This is a genomic window from Burkholderia sp. 9779_493, assembly GCF_015712215.1.
Lineage (GTDB): Bacteria > Pseudomonadota > Gammaproteobacteria > Burkholderiales > Burkholderiaceae > Burkholderia > Burkholderia cenocepacia.
This window is the reverse complement of record NZ_JACCQA010000002.1, coordinates 57719-77448: the sequence shown is the minus strand read 5'-3', so window position 1 is coordinate 77448 and position 19730 is coordinate 57719. Positions and strand designations below refer to the sequence as shown.

14 protein-coding genes are annotated in these 19730 nt (G+C 68.6%); 8 read left to right on the top strand and 6 right to left on the bottom strand.

Translation table 11 applies throughout. The features are described 5' to 3' along the window. Positions 1–7: 7 nt before the first annotated feature. Positions 8–1885, top strand: coding sequence for a pseudouridine synthase (locus tag H0X95_RS01900; RefSeq protein WP_080403467.1), 1878 nt, complete (start codon positions 8–10; stop codon positions 1883–1885). Between the two features lie 78 nt (positions 1886–1963). Here H0X95_RS01900 and def read toward each other — a convergent pair whose 3' ends face one another. From def to H0X95_RS01875, 5 genes are all read right to left on the bottom strand, one after another. Next, the gene (def, locus tag H0X95_RS01895; protein ID WP_006484650.1) at positions 1964–2497 is read right to left on the bottom strand and encodes a peptide deformylase; all 534 of its coding nucleotides are present in this window, start codon (positions 2495–2497) and stop codon (positions 1964–1966) included. After that, positions 2494–4569: an NAD-dependent DNA ligase LigA gene (ligA, locus tag H0X95_RS01890; RefSeq protein ID WP_059720680.1), complete on the bottom strand. Its 2076-nt coding sequence runs from the start codon at positions 4567–4569 to the stop codon at positions 2494–2496. Before ligA ends, def begins: the two co-directional genes overlap by 4 nt. Before the next feature lie 166 nt (positions 4570–4735). Then, entirely contained in the window at positions 4736–6010 is a 1275-nt protein-coding gene (locus H0X95_RS01885) for a cell division protein ZipA C-terminal FtsZ-binding domain-containing protein (RefSeq protein WP_006498677.1), read from the bottom strand. A gap of 85 nt (positions 6011–6095) precedes the next feature. Then, positions 6096–9608: a chromosome segregation protein SMC gene (smc, locus tag H0X95_RS01880; protein ID WP_006488233.1), complete on the bottom strand. Its 3513-nt coding sequence runs from the start codon at positions 9606–9608 to the stop codon at positions 6096–6098. Positions 9609–9746: 138 nt separating this feature from the next. Further along, complete coding sequence (locus tag H0X95_RS01875; RefSeq protein ID WP_006488241.1) at positions 9747–10688, bottom strand: DMT family transporter; 942 nt, start codon at positions 10686–10688, stop codon at positions 9747–9749. A 159-nt stretch (positions 10689–10847) separates the two neighbouring features. Here H0X95_RS01875 and dapC point away from each other — a divergent pair, with 159 nt between their 5' ends. From dapC to cls, 6 genes are all read left to right on the top strand, one after another. Beyond that, positions 10848–12080 (top strand): succinyldiaminopimelate transaminase, encoded by a 1233-nt coding sequence (gene dapC / locus H0X95_RS01870; RefSeq protein WP_006488235.1) that lies wholly within the window; start codon positions 10848–10850, stop codon positions 12078–12080. A 45-nt stretch (positions 12081–12125) separates the two neighbouring features. Then, positions 12126–12953 (top strand): 2,3,4,5-tetrahydropyridine-2,6-dicarboxylate N-succinyltransferase, encoded by an 828-nt coding sequence (dapD, locus tag H0X95_RS01865; protein WP_006478479.1) that lies wholly within the window; start codon positions 12126–12128, stop codon positions 12951–12953. Next, a complete protein-coding gene (locus H0X95_RS01860) occupies positions 12953–13321 on the top strand; it encodes an ArsC family reductase (protein WP_006478478.1) in 369 nt (122 codons plus the stop codon). The genes dapD and H0X95_RS01860 overlap by 1 nt, the downstream gene beginning before the upstream one ends. An 83-nt stretch (positions 13322–13404) precedes the next feature. After that, positions 13405–14544 (top strand): succinyl-diaminopimelate desuccinylase, encoded by a 1140-nt coding sequence (dapE, locus tag H0X95_RS01855; protein WP_006493370.1) that lies wholly within the window; start codon positions 13405–13407, stop codon positions 14542–14544. An 11-nt stretch (positions 14545–14555) separates the two neighbouring features. Then, positions 14556–15464: a 50S ribosomal protein L3 N(5)-glutamine methyltransferase gene (prmB, locus tag H0X95_RS01850; RefSeq protein WP_006488226.1), complete on the top strand. Its 909-nt coding sequence runs from the start codon at positions 14556–14558 to the stop codon at positions 15462–15464. 132 nt (positions 15465–15596) lie between these two features. After that, positions 15597–17036 carry a cardiolipin synthase gene (gene cls, locus H0X95_RS01845; protein ID WP_059720681.1) on the top strand — a complete coding sequence of 480 codons (1440 nt, stop codon included), beginning with the start codon at positions 15597–15599 and terminating at the stop codon, positions 17034–17036. 61 nt (positions 17037–17097) lie between these two features. On the opposite strand, the gene H0X95_RS01840 is transcribed toward cls, so the two are convergent. Further along, a complete protein-coding gene (locus H0X95_RS01840) occupies positions 17098–17577 on the bottom strand; it encodes a glutathione peroxidase (RefSeq protein WP_006498673.1) in 480 nt (159 codons plus the stop codon). A 136-nt stretch (positions 17578–17713) separates the two neighbouring features. Here H0X95_RS01840 and H0X95_RS01835 point away from each other — a divergent pair, with 136 nt between their 5' ends. Beyond that, positions 17714–19645 (top strand): ATP-binding cassette domain-containing protein, encoded by a 1932-nt coding sequence (locus H0X95_RS01835; RefSeq protein ID WP_048989265.1) that lies wholly within the window; start codon positions 17714–17716, stop codon positions 19643–19645. Positions 19646–19730: the final 85 nt, after the last annotated feature.

Sequence of the window (19730 nt, the reverse complement as noted above, 5' to 3'; positions counted from 1 at the left end):
AGCGTTTATGCGCACCAAATTAACCGTCAAGAATCCGAAGCCGGCGTCGCCGACTCGCGCCCCTGTCCGCTCCGGCAGCCTCGTCGCCCGCAAGGCGGTGCGTCCCGCCGCGCCGCCCGCAGGCGACAAGCCGGCCCGCCCGAAGAAGGCGCCCGCGGCCGCCGCCACCGGCGAGCGCTCGTTCAAGCCGCGCGGCGCCGCCGGCGCCGAACGCCCGGGCGCGGATCGCGCACCGGCCAAGCGCGCGCCGCGTGACGGCGGTGCCGAGCGCGGCACGCGCGCGCCGTACCGCGACAATGCAGCCGGTGAAGGCGCGAAGCGCAGTTTCGGCGACCGTCGCACGTCGTCGGATCGCCCGCCGCGCCGCGATGACGATGCGCGTCCGCGTCGCGCGGGTGGCGACGAAGGCAAGCGCCCGTCCTATCGCGACAACGCATCCGGTGAAGGCGCGAAGCGCGGCTTCGGCGAGCGTCGCACGTCTTCCGATCGACCGCCGCGCCGTGATGACGACGCACGTCCGCGCCGCGCGGGCGGCGACGAAGGCAAGCGCCCGTCCTATCGCGACAACGCATCCGGTGAAGGCGCGAAGCGCAGCTTCGGCGAGCGTCGCACGACTTCCGATCGACCGCCGCGCCGTGATGACGACGCACGTCCGCGCCGCGCAGCAGGCGGTGACGACAGCAAGCGCCCGTCGTACCGCGACAAAGCCGCCGGCGAAGGCGCGAAGCGCAGCTATGGCGACCGCCGTACGTCGTCGGATCGCCCGCCACGCCGCAGCGACGACGATACGCGTCCGCGCCGTGCAGCGGGTGGTGACGACAGCAAGCGCCCGTCGTACCGCGACAAGGCCGCCGGCGAAGGCGCGAAGCGCGGCTTCGGCGACCGCCGCACGTCGTCCGATCGCCCGCCGCGCCGTGATGACGACGCACGTCCGCGCCGCGCAGCAGGCGCCGACGACAGCAAGCGTCCGTCCTACCGCGACAAGGCCGCCAGCGAAGGCGCGAAGCGCAGCTTCGGCGACCGCCCCGCCCGCCCGGCGCGCGACGGCGACCGCCGTTCGTTCGGCGCGGTGAAGACCGCGCAACCCGTCAAGCGCGCGACGGCCGACGTCGACTACGGCGACGAAACGGGCCTGATGCGCCTGTCGAAGCGGATGTCAGAGCTCGGCATGTGCTCGCGCCGCGAAGCCGACGAATGGATCGAAAAGGGCTGGGTGCTCGTCGACGGCGAACGCATCGACACGCTCGGCACCAAGGTGCGCGCCGACCAGAAGATCGAGATCGACGAGCGTGCGAGCGCCGCGCAGGCCGCGCAAGTGACGATCCTGCTGCACAAGCCGGTGGGCTACGTGTCGGGCCAGGCGGAAGACGGCTACGAGCCGGCGGCCGTGCTGATCACGCGCGCGAACCGCTGGAGCGGCGATCATTCGCCGGTGCGCTTCTCGCCGCAACACCTGCATGCGCTTGCGCCGGCCGGCCGTCTCGACATCGACTCCACCGGCCTGCTGGTGCTGACGCAGAACGGCGTGATCGCGAAGCAACTGATCGGCGAGCAGTCGGACATCGACAAGGAATACCTGGTGCGCGTGCGCTTCGGCGAACGACTGATCGACATCGACCAGCACTTTCCGGCGGAATCGCTCGCGAAGCTGCGCCACGGCCTCGAACTCGACGGCGTCGCGCTGAAGCCCGCGATGGTGAGCTGGCAGAACGGCGAGCAGCTGCGCTTCGTGCTGCGCGAAGGCAAGAAGCGCCAGATCCGCCGCATGTGCGAACTGGTCGGCCTCGACGTGATCGGCCTCAAGCGCGTGCGGATGGGCCGCGTGATGCTCGGCGCGCTGCCGCAGGGCCAATGGCGCTACCTGTCGGCCGACGAGACGTTCTGACCGCAGGCACCCGGTACGCCATCCAATGAAAAAGCCCGCTCGAGCGGGCTTTTTTCTTGTCTGCCGAAAACGGGCCGATCAGTCGTCGTCGGCCGGATCGAGCCCCGGGAACAGCACCTCGGTGAAGCCGAAGCGCGTGAAATCGGTGATCCGCATCGGATACAGCTTGCCGATCAGGTGATCGTATTCGTGCTGGACCACGCGCGCGTGGAACCCCTCGGCGACACGATCGATCTTCTGGCCGAACTGGTCGAAGCCGCTGTAGCGCACCTTCGCGTAGCGGCTGACGACGCCGCGCATCCCCGGCACCGACAGGCAGCCTTCCCAGCCCTCTTCCATGTCCGGCGGCATGTACTCGATCTTCGGGTTGATCAGCACGGTTTCGGGCACCGGCGGCGCATCCGGGTAGCGGTTGTTGTTGCCGAAGCCGAAGATGATGATCTGCAGCCCGATGCCGATCTGCGGCGCGGCCAGCCCGGCGCCGTTCGCGTGGTGCATCGTCTCGAACATGTCCGCGACGATCTCGTGCAGCTCGGGTGTATCGAACCGCTCGACCGGTTGGGCGACTTCGAGCAGGCGCGGATCGCCCATCTTCAGGATCTCGCGAATCATGGCGTATTACCCTCCAGGAGTTGGTGCAGACCGTCTTCGTCCAGCACGGGGATGCCGAGTTCCTCGGCCTTCGCGAGCTTGCTGCCGGCTTCGGCGCCCGCGACCACGTAATCCGTCTTCTTCGATACCGAGCCGGCCACCTTGGCGCCCGCCGCTTCGAGCATTTCCTTCGCCGCATCGCGCGTCAGATTCGGCAGCGTGCCGGTCAGCACGACCGTCTTGCCGGCGAGCACGCCCTGCGGCGCTTTCGGCGCGGGCGGCCCTTCCGGCCACGTGACCTTGCCCGGCGCGCGCAACTGCTCGATCACCGTCCGGTTGTGCTCTTCCGCGAAGAACTGGTGAATCGACTCGGCGACGATCGGTCCGACGTCGTTCACTTCGAGCAGTTCCTCGATCGACGCGTCCATGATCGGCGTCAGCGAGCCGAAATGCTTCGCGAGATCCTTCGCGGTCGATTCGCCGACATGGCGGATGCCGAGCCCGTAGATGAAGCGCGCGAGCGTCGTGTGCTTCGCCTTCTCGAGCGAATCGAGCAGATTCTGCGCGGACTTCTCCGCGAACCGGTCGAGTTCGGCCAGCGTCGCGAACCCGAGATTGAACAGGTCGGCCGGCGTGCGCACCAGATTCAGTTCGACGAGCTGATCGATGATCTTCTCGCCGAGACCGTCGATGTCGAGCGCGCGGCGTTGCGCGAAATGCCACAGCGCCTGCTTGCGCTGCGCCGGGCAGAACAGCCCGCCGGTGCAGCGCGCGATCGCCTCGTCCGGCAGGCGCTCGATCTTCGAGCCGCACACCGGGCATTCGGTCGGCATCACGAATTCGGCCGCGTCCGCCGGGCGCCGGTCGAGCAGCGCGCCGACCACTTCCGGGATCACGTCGCCCGCGCGGCGCACGATCACGGTGTCGCCGATCCGGATGTCCTTGCGGCGCACTTCGTCCTCGTTGTGCAGCGTCGCGTTGGTCACGGTCGCCCCGCCGACGAACACCGGCTCGAGGCGCGCGACCGGCGTGATCGCGCCGGTGCGGCCGACCTGCACGTCGATCGCGACGAGCTTCGTCAGCGCTTCCTGCGCGGGGAACTTGTGCGCGAGCGCGAAGCGCGGCGCACGCGACACGAAGCCGAGCCGCTCCTGCTCGTCGCGCCGGTTGACCTTGTAGACGACGCCGTCGATGTCGTATGGCAGCGACTCGCGCTTCTCGCCGACCTTGCGGAAGAAGTCGAGCAAACCTTCGGCGCCGTGCACGACCGCGCGCTCGCGGTTCACCGGCAGGCCGAACGCCTCGTACCAGTCGAGCAGCGCGCTGTGCGTGTCGGGCATCGGCATCCCGTCGAGCACGCCGATCCCGTACGCGAAGAACGACAGCGGCCGCTGCGCGGTGATCTTCGAGTCGAGCTGGCGCAGGCTGCCGGCCGCCGCGTTGCGCGGGTTCGCGAATTCGCGCTGCTCGGCCGCGCGCTGGCGTTCGTTCAGGCGTGCGAAATCGCGCTTGAACATCAGCACCTCGCCGCGCACGTCGAGCACGGCCGGCACGTGCTTGCCCTTCAGTTTCAGCGGAATCGAGCGGATCGTGCGCACGTTCTCGGTCACGTCCTCGCCCGTCGTCCCGTCGCCGCGCGTCGCGGCCTGCACGAACACGCCGTGCTCGTAGCGCAGCGAAATCGCCAGGCCGTCGAACTTCAGTTCGCACGCGTATTCCACGGGGTCGGTCACCGAGCCGGCGAGATCGGTCGCCTTGGCGAGCGCATCAGCGACGCGCTTGTCGAACGCGACGATGTCCTCGTCGGCGAAGCCGTTGTTCAGCGACAGCATCGGCGCATCGTGGACGACCGGCGTGAAGCCGCCGGCCGCTTCGCCGCCGACGCGCTGCGTCGGCGAATCGGGCGTCACGAGTTCGGGATGGTCGGTTTCGAGCTGCTGCAGCTCACGGAACAGCCGGTCGTATTCGGCGTCGGGCAAATCCGGCTGGTCGAGCACGTAATAGGCGTAGTTCGCCCGCTCGAGTTGGTCGCGCAGCCACGCGGCGCGCGCGTCGGGCTGGCTGGCTGGCGGTTCGGCTTGGGTTCGGGCCATGCTGGCGGCAGAGTCGTTCTGAAAAAAATCGGATGCCCGATTATCTCAGTTTGACGCCGCAGCGGGGCACGCAATGCGGGCCGGATGACGTGCTGCAGCGCACATGAAACGTGCTCGCCGCAGCGACGAACGACGGTGTCGAATACCGCCGTCCGCGCCCGGCGCGTTACTGGCTGAAGAGGCGGCGCGTGACCGGCGAACCGGCCGGGATGCCCGCTTCCTCGAGCTTCGCGTACAGCTTCATCAGTTGCTGCTCGATCGCGAGCAGCGTCGACTCCGGCAGCGGCCGGCGCGAGTCGTCGACGACGCGTGCGCCGATCCGCTCGGACAGCGACTTCGCGTAATCGCACATCAGCCGGAACGGCAGGATGTCCTCTTCGGCCACCGGCACGTCGAGCACCAGCGTGATCATGTTGCCGCCCTTGTACGTCAGGTCGTCGCGCAGGAAGTTCGTATCGCCGAACTGCAGCATGAACACCGGGTTCTGCTTCGCGTCGAGCTTCACGAAGCGCGTGCCGTCGCGCGACAGCAGCAGCCCGTCCTGCGACGCGACCGCCTGCACGTAGTTCGCGGACCACGGCGCACCGTCCGACATCACGTTGATCGACAGTTGCGCGTCGCACTGCGCGGCAAACGCGTCGAGCTCGCGCGCCATCGCGACCGTTTCCATCATGTCCGGGAATTCCGGCGCGCCGTCGATCGCGTCGGCGAACTGCTGGACGCCCGTCACGAATTCGGAGAATTCGAGCTCGTTCAGTGCGCCGCTGCGGTTCGCAAGCTGCGCGGCCGCGCGCAGCTCTTCGTAGCGCACGCCGTTCTGCAGCAGCTCCCACTGGCCGCCTTCCGGCTTGCCTTCGATGTGCACGGGCTTGCTGCCCGCGCGGCGCAGCCGCTGCGCGACCGGCAGGATCTTGTCGCCCGGCAGTGGGCCGGTGAGGCGGATCGGCACGATGCAGTCGATCCGGCGATCGACGATCGCGGGCGGCGCCGACGAGACCGTCGTCGCGGCCGGCATCACCGGTTCGGTCGGCTCGGCCGGTTCGGCCGCCGCGTCATGCGTGGCGGCGGGCACGGCCTCTTCGCCGGCAGCCGGTTCGCTCGATTCGGCCGACGTGTCGACGCCCGTCGCCTCGGCCTGCAGGTCGGCCGGCGTATCGGCCGGCGCGGCCCCGCCGAACGTCGGCTCGACGCGCGCGGTTTCGGCCGCCGCCGTCGCCGCCGCGACCGGCGCCGCGGGCTCGCGGCGCACCGGCTGACGCACCGGCTCGATGAACGGCAACTCTTCGTCGCGCTCGGGGCGGTTCATCGCCTCGGCCGCTTCTTCCGGCATCGGGCGCGGCATCCTGCGGCGCACTTTCGCGCCCTGCCATGCGTTGTAGACCACGACGCCGCCCACCACGACGGCGCCCGCGCCGATCAAACCGAGTGTCAACTCGTCCATGCACGCTCCATCAGCAATTCTTTTTCGTCGGGACCGCGAACGGGCGCCCATGCGCCGCGCGAACGCGGTCCGGTTTCGTCAAACGTCAATTCTGGGCAAAACCCGCGGCGGTTTCCATGTCCACCGCAACGATCCGCGACACGCCCTGTTCCTGCATCGTCACGCCGATCAGTTGCTGCGCCATTTCCATCGCGATCTTGTTGTGCGAGATGAACAGGAACTGCGTCTTGTCGGACATCGCGCGCACGAGATTCGCGAACCGCTCGGTGTTCGCGTCGTCGAGCGGCGCGTCGACCTCGTCGAGCAGACAGAACGGCGCCGGGTTCAGCTGGAACATCGCGAACACCAGCGCGGTCGCGGTCAGCGCCTTTTCGCCGCCCGACAGCAGGTGAATCGTCGCGTTCTTCTTGCCGGGCGGCTGCGCCATCACCTGCACGCCGGCATCGAGGATCTCGTCGCCCGTCATGATCAGCTTCGCCTGGCCGCCGCCGAACAGGCGCGGGAACAGGTCGCTGAAATGACGATTGACCTCGTCGAAGGTACCCTGCAGCAGCGTGCGGGTTTCCTGGTCGATCTTGTGGATCGCATCCTCGAGCGTCGTGATCGCGTCGATCAGGTCGGCCGATTGCGCGTCGAGGAACACCTTGCGCTCGCTCGCGGCCTTCAGCTCGTCGAGCGCGGCCATGTTCACCGGGCCGAGCGCGTTGATCGCGTTGTTCAGGCGCGTGACTTCGCCCTGCAGGTAGGACGGCTTCAGATCCGGCGTGAGCTTCGCGGCCAGCGCGGCCTCGTCGACCTCGGCGGTCGCGAGCTGCTCGGCGAACTGCTCGACGGACAGACGCGCGGCCTGCTCCTTCAGTTGCAGCTCGGTGATGCGGTCGCGCAGCGGCTGCAGCGAACGCTCGGCGACGAGCCGCTGCTCGTCCGACGCGCGCAGCTTCGCGGTCAGGTCGTCGAGCTCGATCCGCGCGGCCTGCAGCGCCTCTTCCTTCACCGCGCGAATCTCGAGCGCGTCCTGCAGGCCGGTGTGCGCGGTCTGCTCGTTGATCGTCTCGAGTTCGGCGCGCGCGTCTTCCAGCGACGCGGCGACGCGCTCGCTCTGTTCGTGCGCCACCTGGATCGTGCGCTTGAGCTCGTCGATCCGGGTCACCGCATTGCGGGCGGCGAAGCGCGCGTCGTTCGCGCCGCGCTCCAGGTCGCGCGCTTCCTGACGCGCCTGCGTCAGCGATTCGTCGAGCGACTCGAACGCGAGCTGGTTGTCCTCGAAACGCGCCTGCAGTTCGGCGAGCTCGCCGTCGAAGCGCTCGAAATTCGCTTCCGATTCCGCGCGCAGCGCACGCTGCTCTTCGATCTGCGCGCCGATTTCCTCGAGCTCCTCGCGGATCTGCGTGCTGCGCTGCGTATAGCGTTCATGCGCCTGCGCGAGCTTCAGCACGTCCATCTGCAGCGCATGCACGCGCTGCGTCGCCCGTTCGGCCTGGGCCCGGACGTCGCCGAGCGCCTGCGTGGCCTGCGTGTGCGCGGCTTCCGCCCGCACGGCGGCCGTGCGCGCCTCGTCGGCGAGCAGCGCCTGCGCCCGCACCTGGCGCGCCAGGTTCTCGATTTCCTGCTGGCGGGCCAGCATCCCGGCCTGCTCCGAATCGGCGGCGTACAGCTGCACGCCGACACGCGTGACGATATGGCCGGCCTTGACGACGAACGCGCCGCCTGCCGGCAGCTGCGTGCGCGTCGCGAGCGCCTGCGCGACGTCGTCGGCGACATAGACGTTGCCGAGCCAGTCGTTCAGCACCGCGCGGATGCCCGCGTCGTCGATGCGCACGAGCGACAGCACCGGCCGCAGCCCGGCCACCGCGGCAGGCGGCTCACCGGCCGCGGGCGGCGCGTAGAACGCGAGCTTCGCGGGCGGCGCATCGCTCGCGAAGGCCTTCACCCAGTCGAGATTCGATACTTCGAGCGCGGCGAGACGCTCGCGCAGCACGGCCTCGAGCGCCGCTTCCCAGCCGGCCTCGACGTGCAGCTTCTTCCACAGACGCGGCAGCGCGCCGAGCTCGTGCTTGTCGAGCCACGGCTGCACCTTGCCTTCGGTCTGCACGTTCTCCTGCAGTTGCTTCAGCGCGGCGAGGCGCGCTTCGAGCTGGTGGATCTGCGCGGCTTCAGCCTGCACGCGCTCCTGCGCGGCGCGGCGTTCACCGTCGAGGCGCGGCACCGTTTCCTGCGCGTCCGCCAGGCGTGCCTGCGCTTCCGCGAGGATCTCTTCCTGTTCGGCCAGCTGCATGCGCAGCTCTTCGAGTTGCGTCTCGTCCGGCGCGTCGAGCCCGCCCGCTTCGCTCTTCAGGCGCTCGTGGCGCTGCTGGAGCTGCTGGAGCTGCTGGTCGGCGTTGCGCTGGTGTGCGGCTTCGAGCTTCAGCGACTGCTCGGTCTGCGCGATCCGCGCGCGCTCGTCGTTGAGCTGCGCCTGCGCGTCGCGCCACTTCGCTTCGAGCGCCGGCAGCGCATCGTGCTTCGCGGCCGCGTTGTCCTCGGCGAGCGCGGCCTTTTCGTCGGCCATCGCGCGCGCCTCTTCGGCTTCCTCGAGCTCGTCCTGCGACTTCTCGGCCTGCGCGCGCCACTGCTCGCGCTGCGCGTTGAGCGCGGCGATCTGCGCCTGCACGCGGTTGCGCGATTCGACGATGAACTTGATCTCGGCTTCGAGGCGGCTCACCTCGGCATTCGCCTCGTAGAGCGCACCCTGCGCGCCCTGCATCGCGTCGCTCGCCGAGTAATGCGCGACGCGCAGCGTCTCGAGCTGCGCCTCGACTTCGCGCAGCTTCGCCGTCTGCGCCTCGAGGTCGATCTGCGCCTGTTCGATCGCGCGCTGCTGCTTCTGCTGCTCGCCGGCCGCCTCGTTCTTGCGCAGCAGCCACAAGAGGCGCTGCTTCTCCTCGCCGTCGGCGACGAGTTCCTTGTACTTGGTCGCGACCACCGCCTGCGCCTCGAGCTTCTCGAGGTTCGCGCCGAGTTCGCGCACGATGTCCTCGACGCGCGTCAGGTTCTCGCGCGTGTCGTGCAGGCGGTTCTCGGTTTCGCGGCGGCGTTCCTTGTACTTCGACACGCCGGCGGCCTCCTCGAGGAACACGCGCAGCTCTTCGGGCTTCGCCTCGATGATCCGCGCGATCATGCCCTGCCCGATGATCGCGTACGCACGCGGGCCGAGGCCGGTGCCGAGGAAGATGTCCTGGATGTCGCGGCGGCGCGCCGGCAGGTTGTTGATGTAGTAGCTCGACGTGCCGTCGCGCGTCAGCACGCGCTTGACGGCGATCTCGCCGTACTGGCCCCACTGCCCGGCCGCGCGGCCGTCGGAGTTGTCGAAGATCAGTTCGACGCTGGCCCGGCTGCCGGGCTTGCGGGCGGTCGAACCGTTGAAGATCACGTCCTGCATCGATTCGCCGCGCAGCTCGGACGCGCGCGACTCGCCGAGCACCCAGCGCACGGCATCGATGATGTTGGACTTGCCGCATCCGTTCGGGCCGACCACGCCGACGAGCTGGCCCGGAACCTGGAAATGCGTGGGATCGACGAAGGATTTGAAGCCAGCGAGTTTGATCGAGCTCAGACGCACGGCGGTATCGGATGTGAAGAAGGTGTGAAACGGACGGGGCCGCACGGCGCGGGGCCGGAGAGCCCCTGCGCGCCACGCGCCCCGGAATTCAAAAACGGGGCCGCGCGCATCCCGCGTTGGCCCCGCAAACGGCTTCCATCATACCATCGCGCGTGCGCCGTCCCGACCGTCGCCGGGTTTGCCCGGTGCCGGCGCGGCACGATGGACCCGGCTCGACAGCAGCGTCGCCAGCACGATGCACGCGCCGCCCGCCCACTCGCGCGCGGTCGGCAACTCGTTCGCGAACACCCACGCCGACAGCGCGGTGATCACGATCTCGAACAGCATGATGATCGACGCGCGGTTCGCCGGCACGCGCGCGAGGCCGTACTGGACGAGCAGGTTGTTCGACGCCATCGTCACGCCGATCGCGGCGATGATCAGCGCGGCCACGCCGAGCTGGCCGCTCGCCGGCACGGCCGGCAGCCCTTCGAACAGCGACGCGATCGCGCCGAACACCGCCGCGCCGCCGAACAGCGTCGCGGTGCGCATTTCCGCGCGCATCTCGGGGAGCTCGCGGCTCGCCTTGATCACGAGCACGTTGCTCATCGCGAAGCTCAGCCCGGCGGCGAGACCGGCCCATTCGGCCGGGTTGGCCGGCAGCGGCAAGCCGAGCTTCGGCGACCACAGCATCAGCATCGCGCCGCCGATCGACAGCGCCGCCAGCCCCGCGCCGGCCCAGGTCAGCCGTTCGCGCAGCAGGAAGTGCGCGTAGATCGCGGTCCAGGCCGGGGTCAGGTAGAACAGCAGCATCACCCGCAGCACCTCGCCGTGGATCGTGCCCCATACGAACCCGAGGTTCGTCACGCCGGCCGTCACCGCGATGCCCGGCAGCACCCAGTGCCAGCGCAGCGTCGCGATCGTGCGGTGGCGCGCGACGATCACGAACAGGAACGCGACGAGGCTCGTCAGCGCGCTCGCCAGCGTGCCCGTCACGCCGAGCGACGCGAGGATCCGCAGCGGATACCAGATCAGGCCCCATACCGACGCGCCGATCAGGATGGCCAGCGTCGGCAGACTGCCGCGTACCGCGTTGTTCATTTGGTTCGATACCCTTTATTCGACCGGCCCGGCCGCCGTTCCGGCAGGCCGTGACCGCATTCCGTCACGCTATAATCGTCCGCTGCGACCCGCGCGCCCGACGCGCCCGTTCGCAGCCGCGCGGCGCGCCCGCCGCTTCTTTCGCTCCAACCGGCCGCGATGGCCGCTTCGCCCGTGAACCCTCGACTCGACTCGCTCCAGCCCTATCCCTTCGAAAAGCTGCGCGCCCTGTTCAAGGACGTGACGCCTTCCGGCGACCTCAAACCGATCAGCTTCGGCATCGGCGAGCCCAAACACGCGACGCCGGCGCTGATCCGCGACGCCGTGGTGGCCGCGCTCGACGGCCTCGCGTCGTACCCGGCCACCGCCGGCTCGGACGCGCTGCGCACGTCGATCGCGCACTGGCTCGAGCGCCGCTACGGGCTGCCGGCGGTCGATCCGGCCACGCAGGTGCTGCCGGTGTCGGGCTCCCGCGAGGCGCTGTTCTCGCTCGCGCAGACGGTGATCGACGCGCGCCCGGCCGCGGACGGCAAGAAGGCGATCGTACTCTGTCCGAATCCTTTCTATCAAATTTACGAAGGCGCGGCGCTGCTGGCCGGCGCCGAACCCTATTTCGCGAACAGCGACCCGGCCCGCAACTTCGCGTGCGACTACGCGGCCGTGCCCGATGAAGTCTGGGCGCGCACGCAGCTGCTGTACGTGTGCTCGCCCGGCAACCCGACGGGCGCCGTGCTGACGCTCGACGACTGGCGCGAGCTGTTCGCGCTGTCCGACCGCCACGGTTTCGTGATCGCGTCCGACGAGTGCTATTCGGAAATCTATTTCGATGAAGCGGCGCCGCCGCTCGGCGGCCTCGAGGCCGCGCACCGCCTCGGCCGCGGCTTCGAGCGGCTCGTGATGCTGTCGAGCCTGTCGAAGCGCTCGAACGTGCCGGGCATGCGTTCGGGCTTCGTCGCCGGCGACGCCGCGCTGCTGAAGCAATTCCTGCTGTACCGCACGTACCACGGCGCCGCGCTGTCGCCGGTCTGGCAGCACGCGAGCATCGCCGCGTGGAACGACGAGGCGCACGTGCGCGAGAACCGCGCGCTGTACCTGCAGAAATTCAATACGGTCACACCGATGCTCGCCGACGTGATCGACGTGAAGCTGCCCGACGCCGCGTTCTACCTGTGGGCCAACGTGTCGCGCACCGGCCTGTCGGACACCGAGTTCGCCCGCCGCCTGTACGCCGACTATAATGTGACGGTTCTGCCCGGCTCGTACCTGGCGCGCGATGCGCACGGCACGAACCCGGGCCGCGATTTCATCCGGATCGCGCTCGTCGCGGGCACCCCCGAATGCGTCGAGGGCGCGCAACGCATCGTCGATTTCTGCCGCGCTCTCGCGCGGTAAGACGTCCATCCCGATCAATTCCATCCATCTCCTGCGAAAACGAACATGTCGCAACAACTTCAGCAAATCATCGATACCGCCTGGGAAAACCGCGCCGAGCTGTCGCCGAAGGCCGCGCCCGCCGACGTCCGCGAAGCCGTCGCTCACGCGATCGAGCAGCTCGACAAGGGCGCCCTGCGCGTCGCCGAGAAAATCGACGGCAACTGGACGGTCCACCAGTGGCTGAAGAAGGCCGTGCTGCTGTCGTTCCGCCTGGAGGACAACGCGCCGATGCCGGCCGGCGGCTACTCGCAGTTCTACGACAAGGTGCCGTCGAAGTTCGCGAACTACACGGCCGAAGACTTCGCCGCGGGCGGCTTCCGCGTCGTCCCGCCGGCCATCGCGCGCCGCGGCTCGTTCATCGCGAAGAACGTCGTGCTGATGCCGTCGTACACCAACATCGGCGCGTACGTCGACGAAGGCACGATGGTCGACACGTGGGCCACGGTCGGTTCGTGCGCGCAGATCGGCAAGAACGTGCACCTGTCGGGCGGCGTCGGCATCGGCGGCGTGCTCGAGCCGCTGCAGGCGAACCCGGTCATCATCGAGGACAACTGCTTCATCGGCGCGCGCTCGGAAGTCGTCGAAGGCGTGATCGTCGAGGAAAACTCGGTGATCTCGATGGGCGTGTACCTCGGCCAGAGCACGAAGATCTACGATCGCGAGACGGGCGAAGTCAGCTACGGCCGCATCCCGGCCGGCTCGGTCGTCGTCGCCGGCAACCTGCCGTCGAAGGACGGCTCGCACAGCCTGTACTGCGCGGTGATCGTCAAGAAGGTCGACGCGAAGACGCGTGCGAAGGTCGGCCTGAACGAGCTGCTGCGAGGCGACTGATGGCGAAGCCGCACACCGTGGTCGTCTACGGCATTCCGAACTGCGACACCGTGAAGAAGGCCCGCGTGTGGCTCGACGATCACGGCGTCGAATTCGAGTTCCACGATTTCAAGAAGCTCGGCGTCAGCGCGCCGCTGATCGAAGACTGGCTGAAGGACGTGTCGCTCGACGCGCTCGTGAACAAGCGCGGCACCACGTGGCGCGGCCTGGACGACGCGATGAAGGCGGCTGCCGAAACGAAGACCGGCGCGGTCGCACTGATGATCCACAAGCCGTCGGTCATCAAGCGCCCCGTGCTCGTCGTCAACGGCCGCGTGAAATCGCTCGGCTTCGTGGCCGATCAATACGCGGCGCTGTTTGCCGCATAGGGTTGCCCGCGCTGCGCCCACGGGCGCCGCCCTGTCGCTGCCGGCCACCGCGCCGGCATTTTTTATCGAAAGTGGTCCGAACCATGTCCGCCACCCTAGCCCTTACCGAACAGCTGATCGCCCGCGCGTCCGTGACGCCCGACGACCAGCACTGCCAGCAGATCATGACCGAGCGCCTCGCCGCGCTCGGCTTCGAATGCGAGACCATCGCGTCGCACGGCGTGACCAACCTGTGGGCCGTCAAGCGCGGCACCGATGGCCGCGACGGCAAGCTGCTCGCGTTCGCGGGCCACACCGACGTCGTGCCGACCGGCCCGCTCGAACAGTGGACCTCGCCGCCGTTCATCCCCGCCCATCGCGACGGCAAGCTGTACGGCCGCGGCGCGGCCGACATGAAGACGTCGCTCGCGGCGTTCGTCGTCGCGTCCGAGGAATTCGTCGCGGCCCATCCCGACCATCGCGGCGCGATCGCGTTCCTGATCACGAGCGACGAGGAAGGCCCGGCCACCGACGGCACCGTGAAGGTCGTCGAACTGCTGCAGGCACGCGGCGAACGCCTCGACTACTGCATCGTCGGCGAGCCGACGTCGACCACCGAGCTCGGCGACGTCGTCAAGAACGGCCGCCGCGGGTCGATGTCCGGCGAACTGGTCGTCAAGGGCGTGCAGGGCCACATCGCGTATCCGCACCTCGCGAAGAACCCGATCCACCTGCTCGCGCCGGCGCTCGCCGAGCTCGCCGCCGAGCAATGGGACGCCGGCAACGAATACTTCCCGCCGACCACCTGGCAGGTGTCGAACCTGCACGCCGGCACCGGCGCGACCAACGTGATCCCCGGCCACGCCGACCTGCTGTTCAACTTCCGCTTCTCGACCGCGAGCACCGTCGAAGGCCTGCAGGCCCGCGTGCACGCGATCCTCGACAAGCACGGCCTCGAATACACGCTGAAGTGGTCGGTGAGCGGCCTGCCGTTCCTCACGCCGCGCGGCGAACTGTCGGGCGCGCTGGAACACGCGATCCGCACCGAAACCGGCATCACGACCGAGCTGTCGACGACGGGCGGTACGTCGGACGGCCGCTTCATCGCGCGCATCTGCCCGCAGGTAATCGAGTTCGGCCCGCCGAACGGCAGCATCCACAAGATCGACGAGCACATCGAGGTGCGCTTCGTCGACCCGCTGAAGAACGTGTACCGACGCGTGCTCGAACAACTGATTGCCTGACGGAGCCTCGCATGACGACACCTTTTGCCACAGTCCGCGACCTGCTGCGCTACGCGGTCACGCGCTTCTCGAAAGCGAAGCTCGCGTTCGGCCACGGTTCCGACAACGCGTACGACGAAGCGGCCTACCTCGTGCTGCATACGCTCGATTTGCCGCTCGACACGCTCGAGCCGTTCCTCGACGCGCGCCTGTTGCCCGACGAAATCGCGGCCGTGCTCGCGGTGATCGAACGACGCGCGACCGACCGCGTGCCGGCCGCGTACCTCACGCATGAAGCGTGGATGCACGGCCACCGCTTCTATGTCGACGAACGCGTGATCGTGCCGCGCTCGTTCATCGGTGAACTGCTCGACGACGGACTGCAACCGTATGTCGCCGACCCCGAGCAGGTCGGCGCGGTGCTCGAACTGTGCACCGGCTCCGGCTGCCTCGCGATCCTCGCGGCGAGCGCGTTCCCGAACGCCGAGATCGACGCGGTCGACCTGTCGGACAAGGCGCTCGAAGTCGCGGCAATCAACGTGCGCGACTACGGCCTCGAAGACCGCATCGGGCTGCACCGCGGCGACCTGTACGCACCGTTGCCCGCGTTCCGCACCGACCCCGACTCGCGCTACGACGTGATCCTGACGAACCCGCCGTACGTGAACGCCGCGTCGATGGCCGCGCTGCCGCCCGAATACCGGCACGAGCCGGAGATGGCGCTCGCCGGCGGCGACGACGGGATGGACATCGTGCGACGTATCGTCGCCGAAGCGCACCGCTGGCTGCATGACGACGGCGTGCTCGTCGTCGAGATCGGCAACGAGCGCGAGCACGTCGAAGCGGCATTCGGCGGCCTCGAGCTCACGTGGCTGCCCACCAGCGCGGGCGACGACGCCGTGTTCCTGATCCAGGCGTCGGACCTGCCGCGCAAGGCCTGAGCGTTCCCGGCCCACCCGCCGTGCGGCGCACCACTGCGCTGCACGGTTGGGTAAGATGCGCGTAGGCGGCCGCCCGGCCGCACGACCTGCGGAATCCCCTCGGGAGTCCGCTCGGGAGTCCTTTACGCGCCCATGACCCTCGACTGGCTACATCTCGGCACCCTGATCCTGACCGTCCACGTGCTCGGGATCGTCGCGGCGTGCCACGCAATCATGAACACGCGCACGTCGCAAGGCGCGATCGCGTGGGCCGTCTCGCTCACGGCCATGCCGTACCTGACGCTCGTCCCGTACCTGTTCCTCGGCCGCAGCAAATTCTCCGGCTACGTCGACGCCCGGCGCCACGAGCTGGAAATGTTGCGCACGCACACACCGCGCTCGCCGTGGCGCACCACCGACGCGACCGACGGGCCCGCCGCCGACGCGCTCGGCCAGGCTGCCGTACTCGCGCTCACGCGGCTCGGCGGCATGCCGTTCCTCGGCGGCAATTCGGTGCGCACGCTCGTGAACGGCGACGCGACGTTCTCCGCCATCCTGTCGGCGATCGACGCCGCGCGCGACTACGTGCTCGTCCAGTTCTTCATCGTGCGCGACGATGCGCTCGGCCGGATGATGCGCGATGCGCTGCTTGCGCGCGCGGCGGCCGGCGTGCGCTGCTGCCTGCTGTACGACAGCATCGGCAGCTTCGACCTGCCGCACAGCTACGTCGACGCATTGCGCCGGGGCGGCGTCGAGGTCCATCCGTTCGCGACCAACCGGAAATTCGTCAACCGCTTCCAGCTGAACTTCCGCAACCATCGCAAGATCGTCGTCGTCGACGGCAATCGCGCGTTCGTCGGCGGCCACAACGTCGGCGTCGAATATCTCGGCGCGAAGCCGCGCCTGTCGCCATGGCGCGACACCCACATCGAGATACGCGGCCCCGTGGTGGCGAGCATCCAGTACGTGTTCGCCGAAGACTGGCACTGGGCGACGCAGAAGCTGCCGCCCATCGCGCTGCCGCCGCCCGCGCAGCCCGGCGACGGCATGCACTGCCTCGCGGTGCCGATGGGACCGGCCGACAAGCAGGAAACCGGATCGCTGTTCTTCGTCGAATCGATCAATGCCGCCCGCGAGCGGGTCTGGATCACCACCCCGTACCTGGTTCCGGACGAAGCCGTGGTCTCCGCGCTGAAGCTCGCCGTGATGCGCGGCGTCGACGTGCGCATCCTGATCCCGAGCCGGCGCGATCACTACGTCGTGTTCGAGGCGTCGAAGCTCTACGCGCGCGACCTCGTCGATGCCGGCGTGAAGGTGTTCCGCTACCGGCCCGGCTTCCTGCACCAGAAAGTCGTGCTGATCGACCGCATCGCGGCGGCGATCGGCAGCGCGAATCTCGACAACCGCTCGTTCCGCCTCAATTTCGAGGTCATGGTCATGATCGTCGACCGCGCGTTCGCCCACGAAGTGGAGGCGATGCTCGATGCCGACTTCGCGCAAGCCTACGAGGTCGATGCGGACGAATACCGGCAGTCGCCCGCCTGGCGGCGCATCGCGATGCACGTCGCGCGGCTGTTCGCGCCGATCCTTTGACGGCCAGCGCGAGCCGCCCCCGCACGATCCGCACCGGTGCGGCGCACGCCGCCCTGCGCCGTCACAGCAGCTTGTCGATGTCCGCGGCGATTTCGTCGGGCTTGGTGGACGGCGCGTAGCGCTTGACGATCCGCCCTTCGCGGTCGATCAGGAATTTCGTGAAATTCCACTTGATCGCCTTGAGGCCGAGAATGCCGGGCGCCGCGTCGGTCAGATAGCGATACAGCGGATGCGCATGGTCGCCCTTCACGTCGATCTTCGCGAACATCGGAAACGTGACGCCGTAGTTGCGTTCGCAGAACGCGCCGATCTGCGCGGCGTCCCCCGGCTCCTGCTTGCCGAACTGGTTGCAGGGAAAGCCGAGCACGAAGAAACCGCGCGCCGCGTATTGGTCGTACAGCTTCTGCAGACCCGCGTACTGCGGCGTGAAACCGCACTCGCTCGCGGTATTGACGATCAGCAGCACCTTGCCGCGATACGCGTCGAGCGATACCGGCGCACCGGCGAGCGTCTCTGCGCTGAACGAATACAGGGTGGACATCGGGCACTCCTTTTACGAAACCGGATCGACGTGGAGTCTAGGCGAAATTGCGCCGTTGCGGCATCCGCCGGACGGCCGATGCCCGGCGCGACCGGCGCGCAGTCTAGAATAGCGGTTTTGGCCAGCCATTTCCGCCGTGATCCGTTTCAATCAGTTCAGCCTTGCGCGCGGCACGAAGCCGCTGTTCGAGTCGACCTCGTTCGTGCTCAATCCCGGCGAGAAAGCCGGCCTGATCGGCGCGAACGGCGCCGGCAAGTCGACGCTGTTTTCCGTCCTGCGCGGCGAGCTGCACTCGGACGCCGGCGATTTCTCGATGCCGCCGTCGTGGCGGATCGCCCACGTGTCGCAGGAAACGCCCGCGGTCGACCGCTCGGCGCTCGACTACACGCTCGACGGCGATACCGCGCTGCGCGAGATCGAGGCCCGCATCGCCGCCGCATCGGCCGCGCATGACGGCGCCGCCGAAGCCGACGCGCACGCGGCGTTCGCCGATGCCGACGGCTACACCGCGCCGGCCCGCGCCGAAGCGCTGCTGCTCGGCCTCGGCTTCACGCTCGCGCAGACGCGCGAATCCGTCGCGAGCTTCTCCGGCGGCTGGCGCATGCGGCTGAACCTCGCGCAGGCGCTGATGTGCCGCTCCGACCTGCTGCTGCTCGACGAACCGACGAACCACCTCGACCTCGACGCGATCGTCTGGCTCGAAGACTGGCTGCATCGCTACCCCGGCACGCTCGTCGTGATTTCGCACGACCGCGAATTCCTCGATTCGATCTGCAACGTCACGCTGCATCTGGAAAACCGCCAGGTGAAGCGCTACGGCGGCAACTACTCGCAGTTCGAAGTGCTGCGCGCGCAGCAACTGGCGCTGCAGCAAAGCGCGTACGAAAAGCAGCAGAAGACGATCGAGCACCTGCAGAGCTTCGTCGACCGCTTCAAGGCCAAGGCGACCAAGGCCAAGCAGGCGCAAAGCCGGATGAAGGCGCTCGAGAAGATGGAGCTGATCGCGCCCGCGCACATCGCGTCGCCGTTCACGTTCGAATTCCGCACGCCCGATGCCGCGCCGAACCCGATGATGGTGATGGAAGACGTCCGCTGCGGCTACCATGCCGACGACGGAACGGACATCCCGATCGTCGAGCGCGTCGCGCTGTCGATCCAGAACGGCCAGCGCATCGGCCTGTTGGGCGCGAACGGCCAGGGCAAGTCGACGCTGATCAAGACGCTGGCCGGCACGCTCGCACCGCTGTCGGGGCACGTGCGCGACGGCAAGGGGCTGACGATCGGCTATTTCGCGCAGCACCAGCTCGAAACGCTGCGCGAGGACGACTCGCCGCTCGCGCATCTGGCGCGGCTCGCGCCCGACACGCGCGAGCAGGAATTGCGCGACTTCCTCGGCGGCTTCAATTTCTCGGGCGACATGGCGACGAGCCCGGTCGGGCCGTTCTCGGGCGGCGAAAAAGCCCGCCTCGCGCTGGCGCTGATCATCTGGCAGAAGCCGAACCTGCTGCTGCTCGACGAACCGACGAACCACCTCGACCTCGAAACGCGCCACGCACTGACGATGGCACTCGCGCAGTTCGAAGGCACGCTGATCCTCGTGTCGCACGATCGCCACCTGCTGCGCGCGACGACCGACCAGTTCATGCTGGTCGCGAAGCACCGGCTGCAGCCGTTCGACGGCGACCTCGACGACTACCGCGACTGGCTGCTGCAGCACGCGGCCGAGCAGCGCGCGGCCGCCAAGGCCGACAGCGCGGCCGCCGCGGGCGCCGATCCGGGCGTCAACCGCAAGGATCAGAAGCGCCAGGCGGCCGAGGAACGCCAGCGGCTGTCGCAGTTGAAGAAGCCGCTGCAGAACCGCATCACGAAGCTCGAAAAGGAAATGGAAACGCTGCACGCGGAGAAGGCGCGCCTCGATGCGTTCGTCGCCGATCCGGCCAGCTACGAGGCCGCGCGCAAGACGGAGCTGACCGAGGCGATTCGCAAGCTCGGCGAGGTCAACACCCGGCTCGAGACGGTCGAGGCGGACTGGCTCGCCGTGCAGGAAGAACTCGAGCAGATCGGCTGAGCGCGGCCGCCGGCGCGCCATCAGCCGATGATCGCTTCATCGGTGGTGCAGCGCGTCGGGGCGTCACCGCCCCACGAATCCGCCC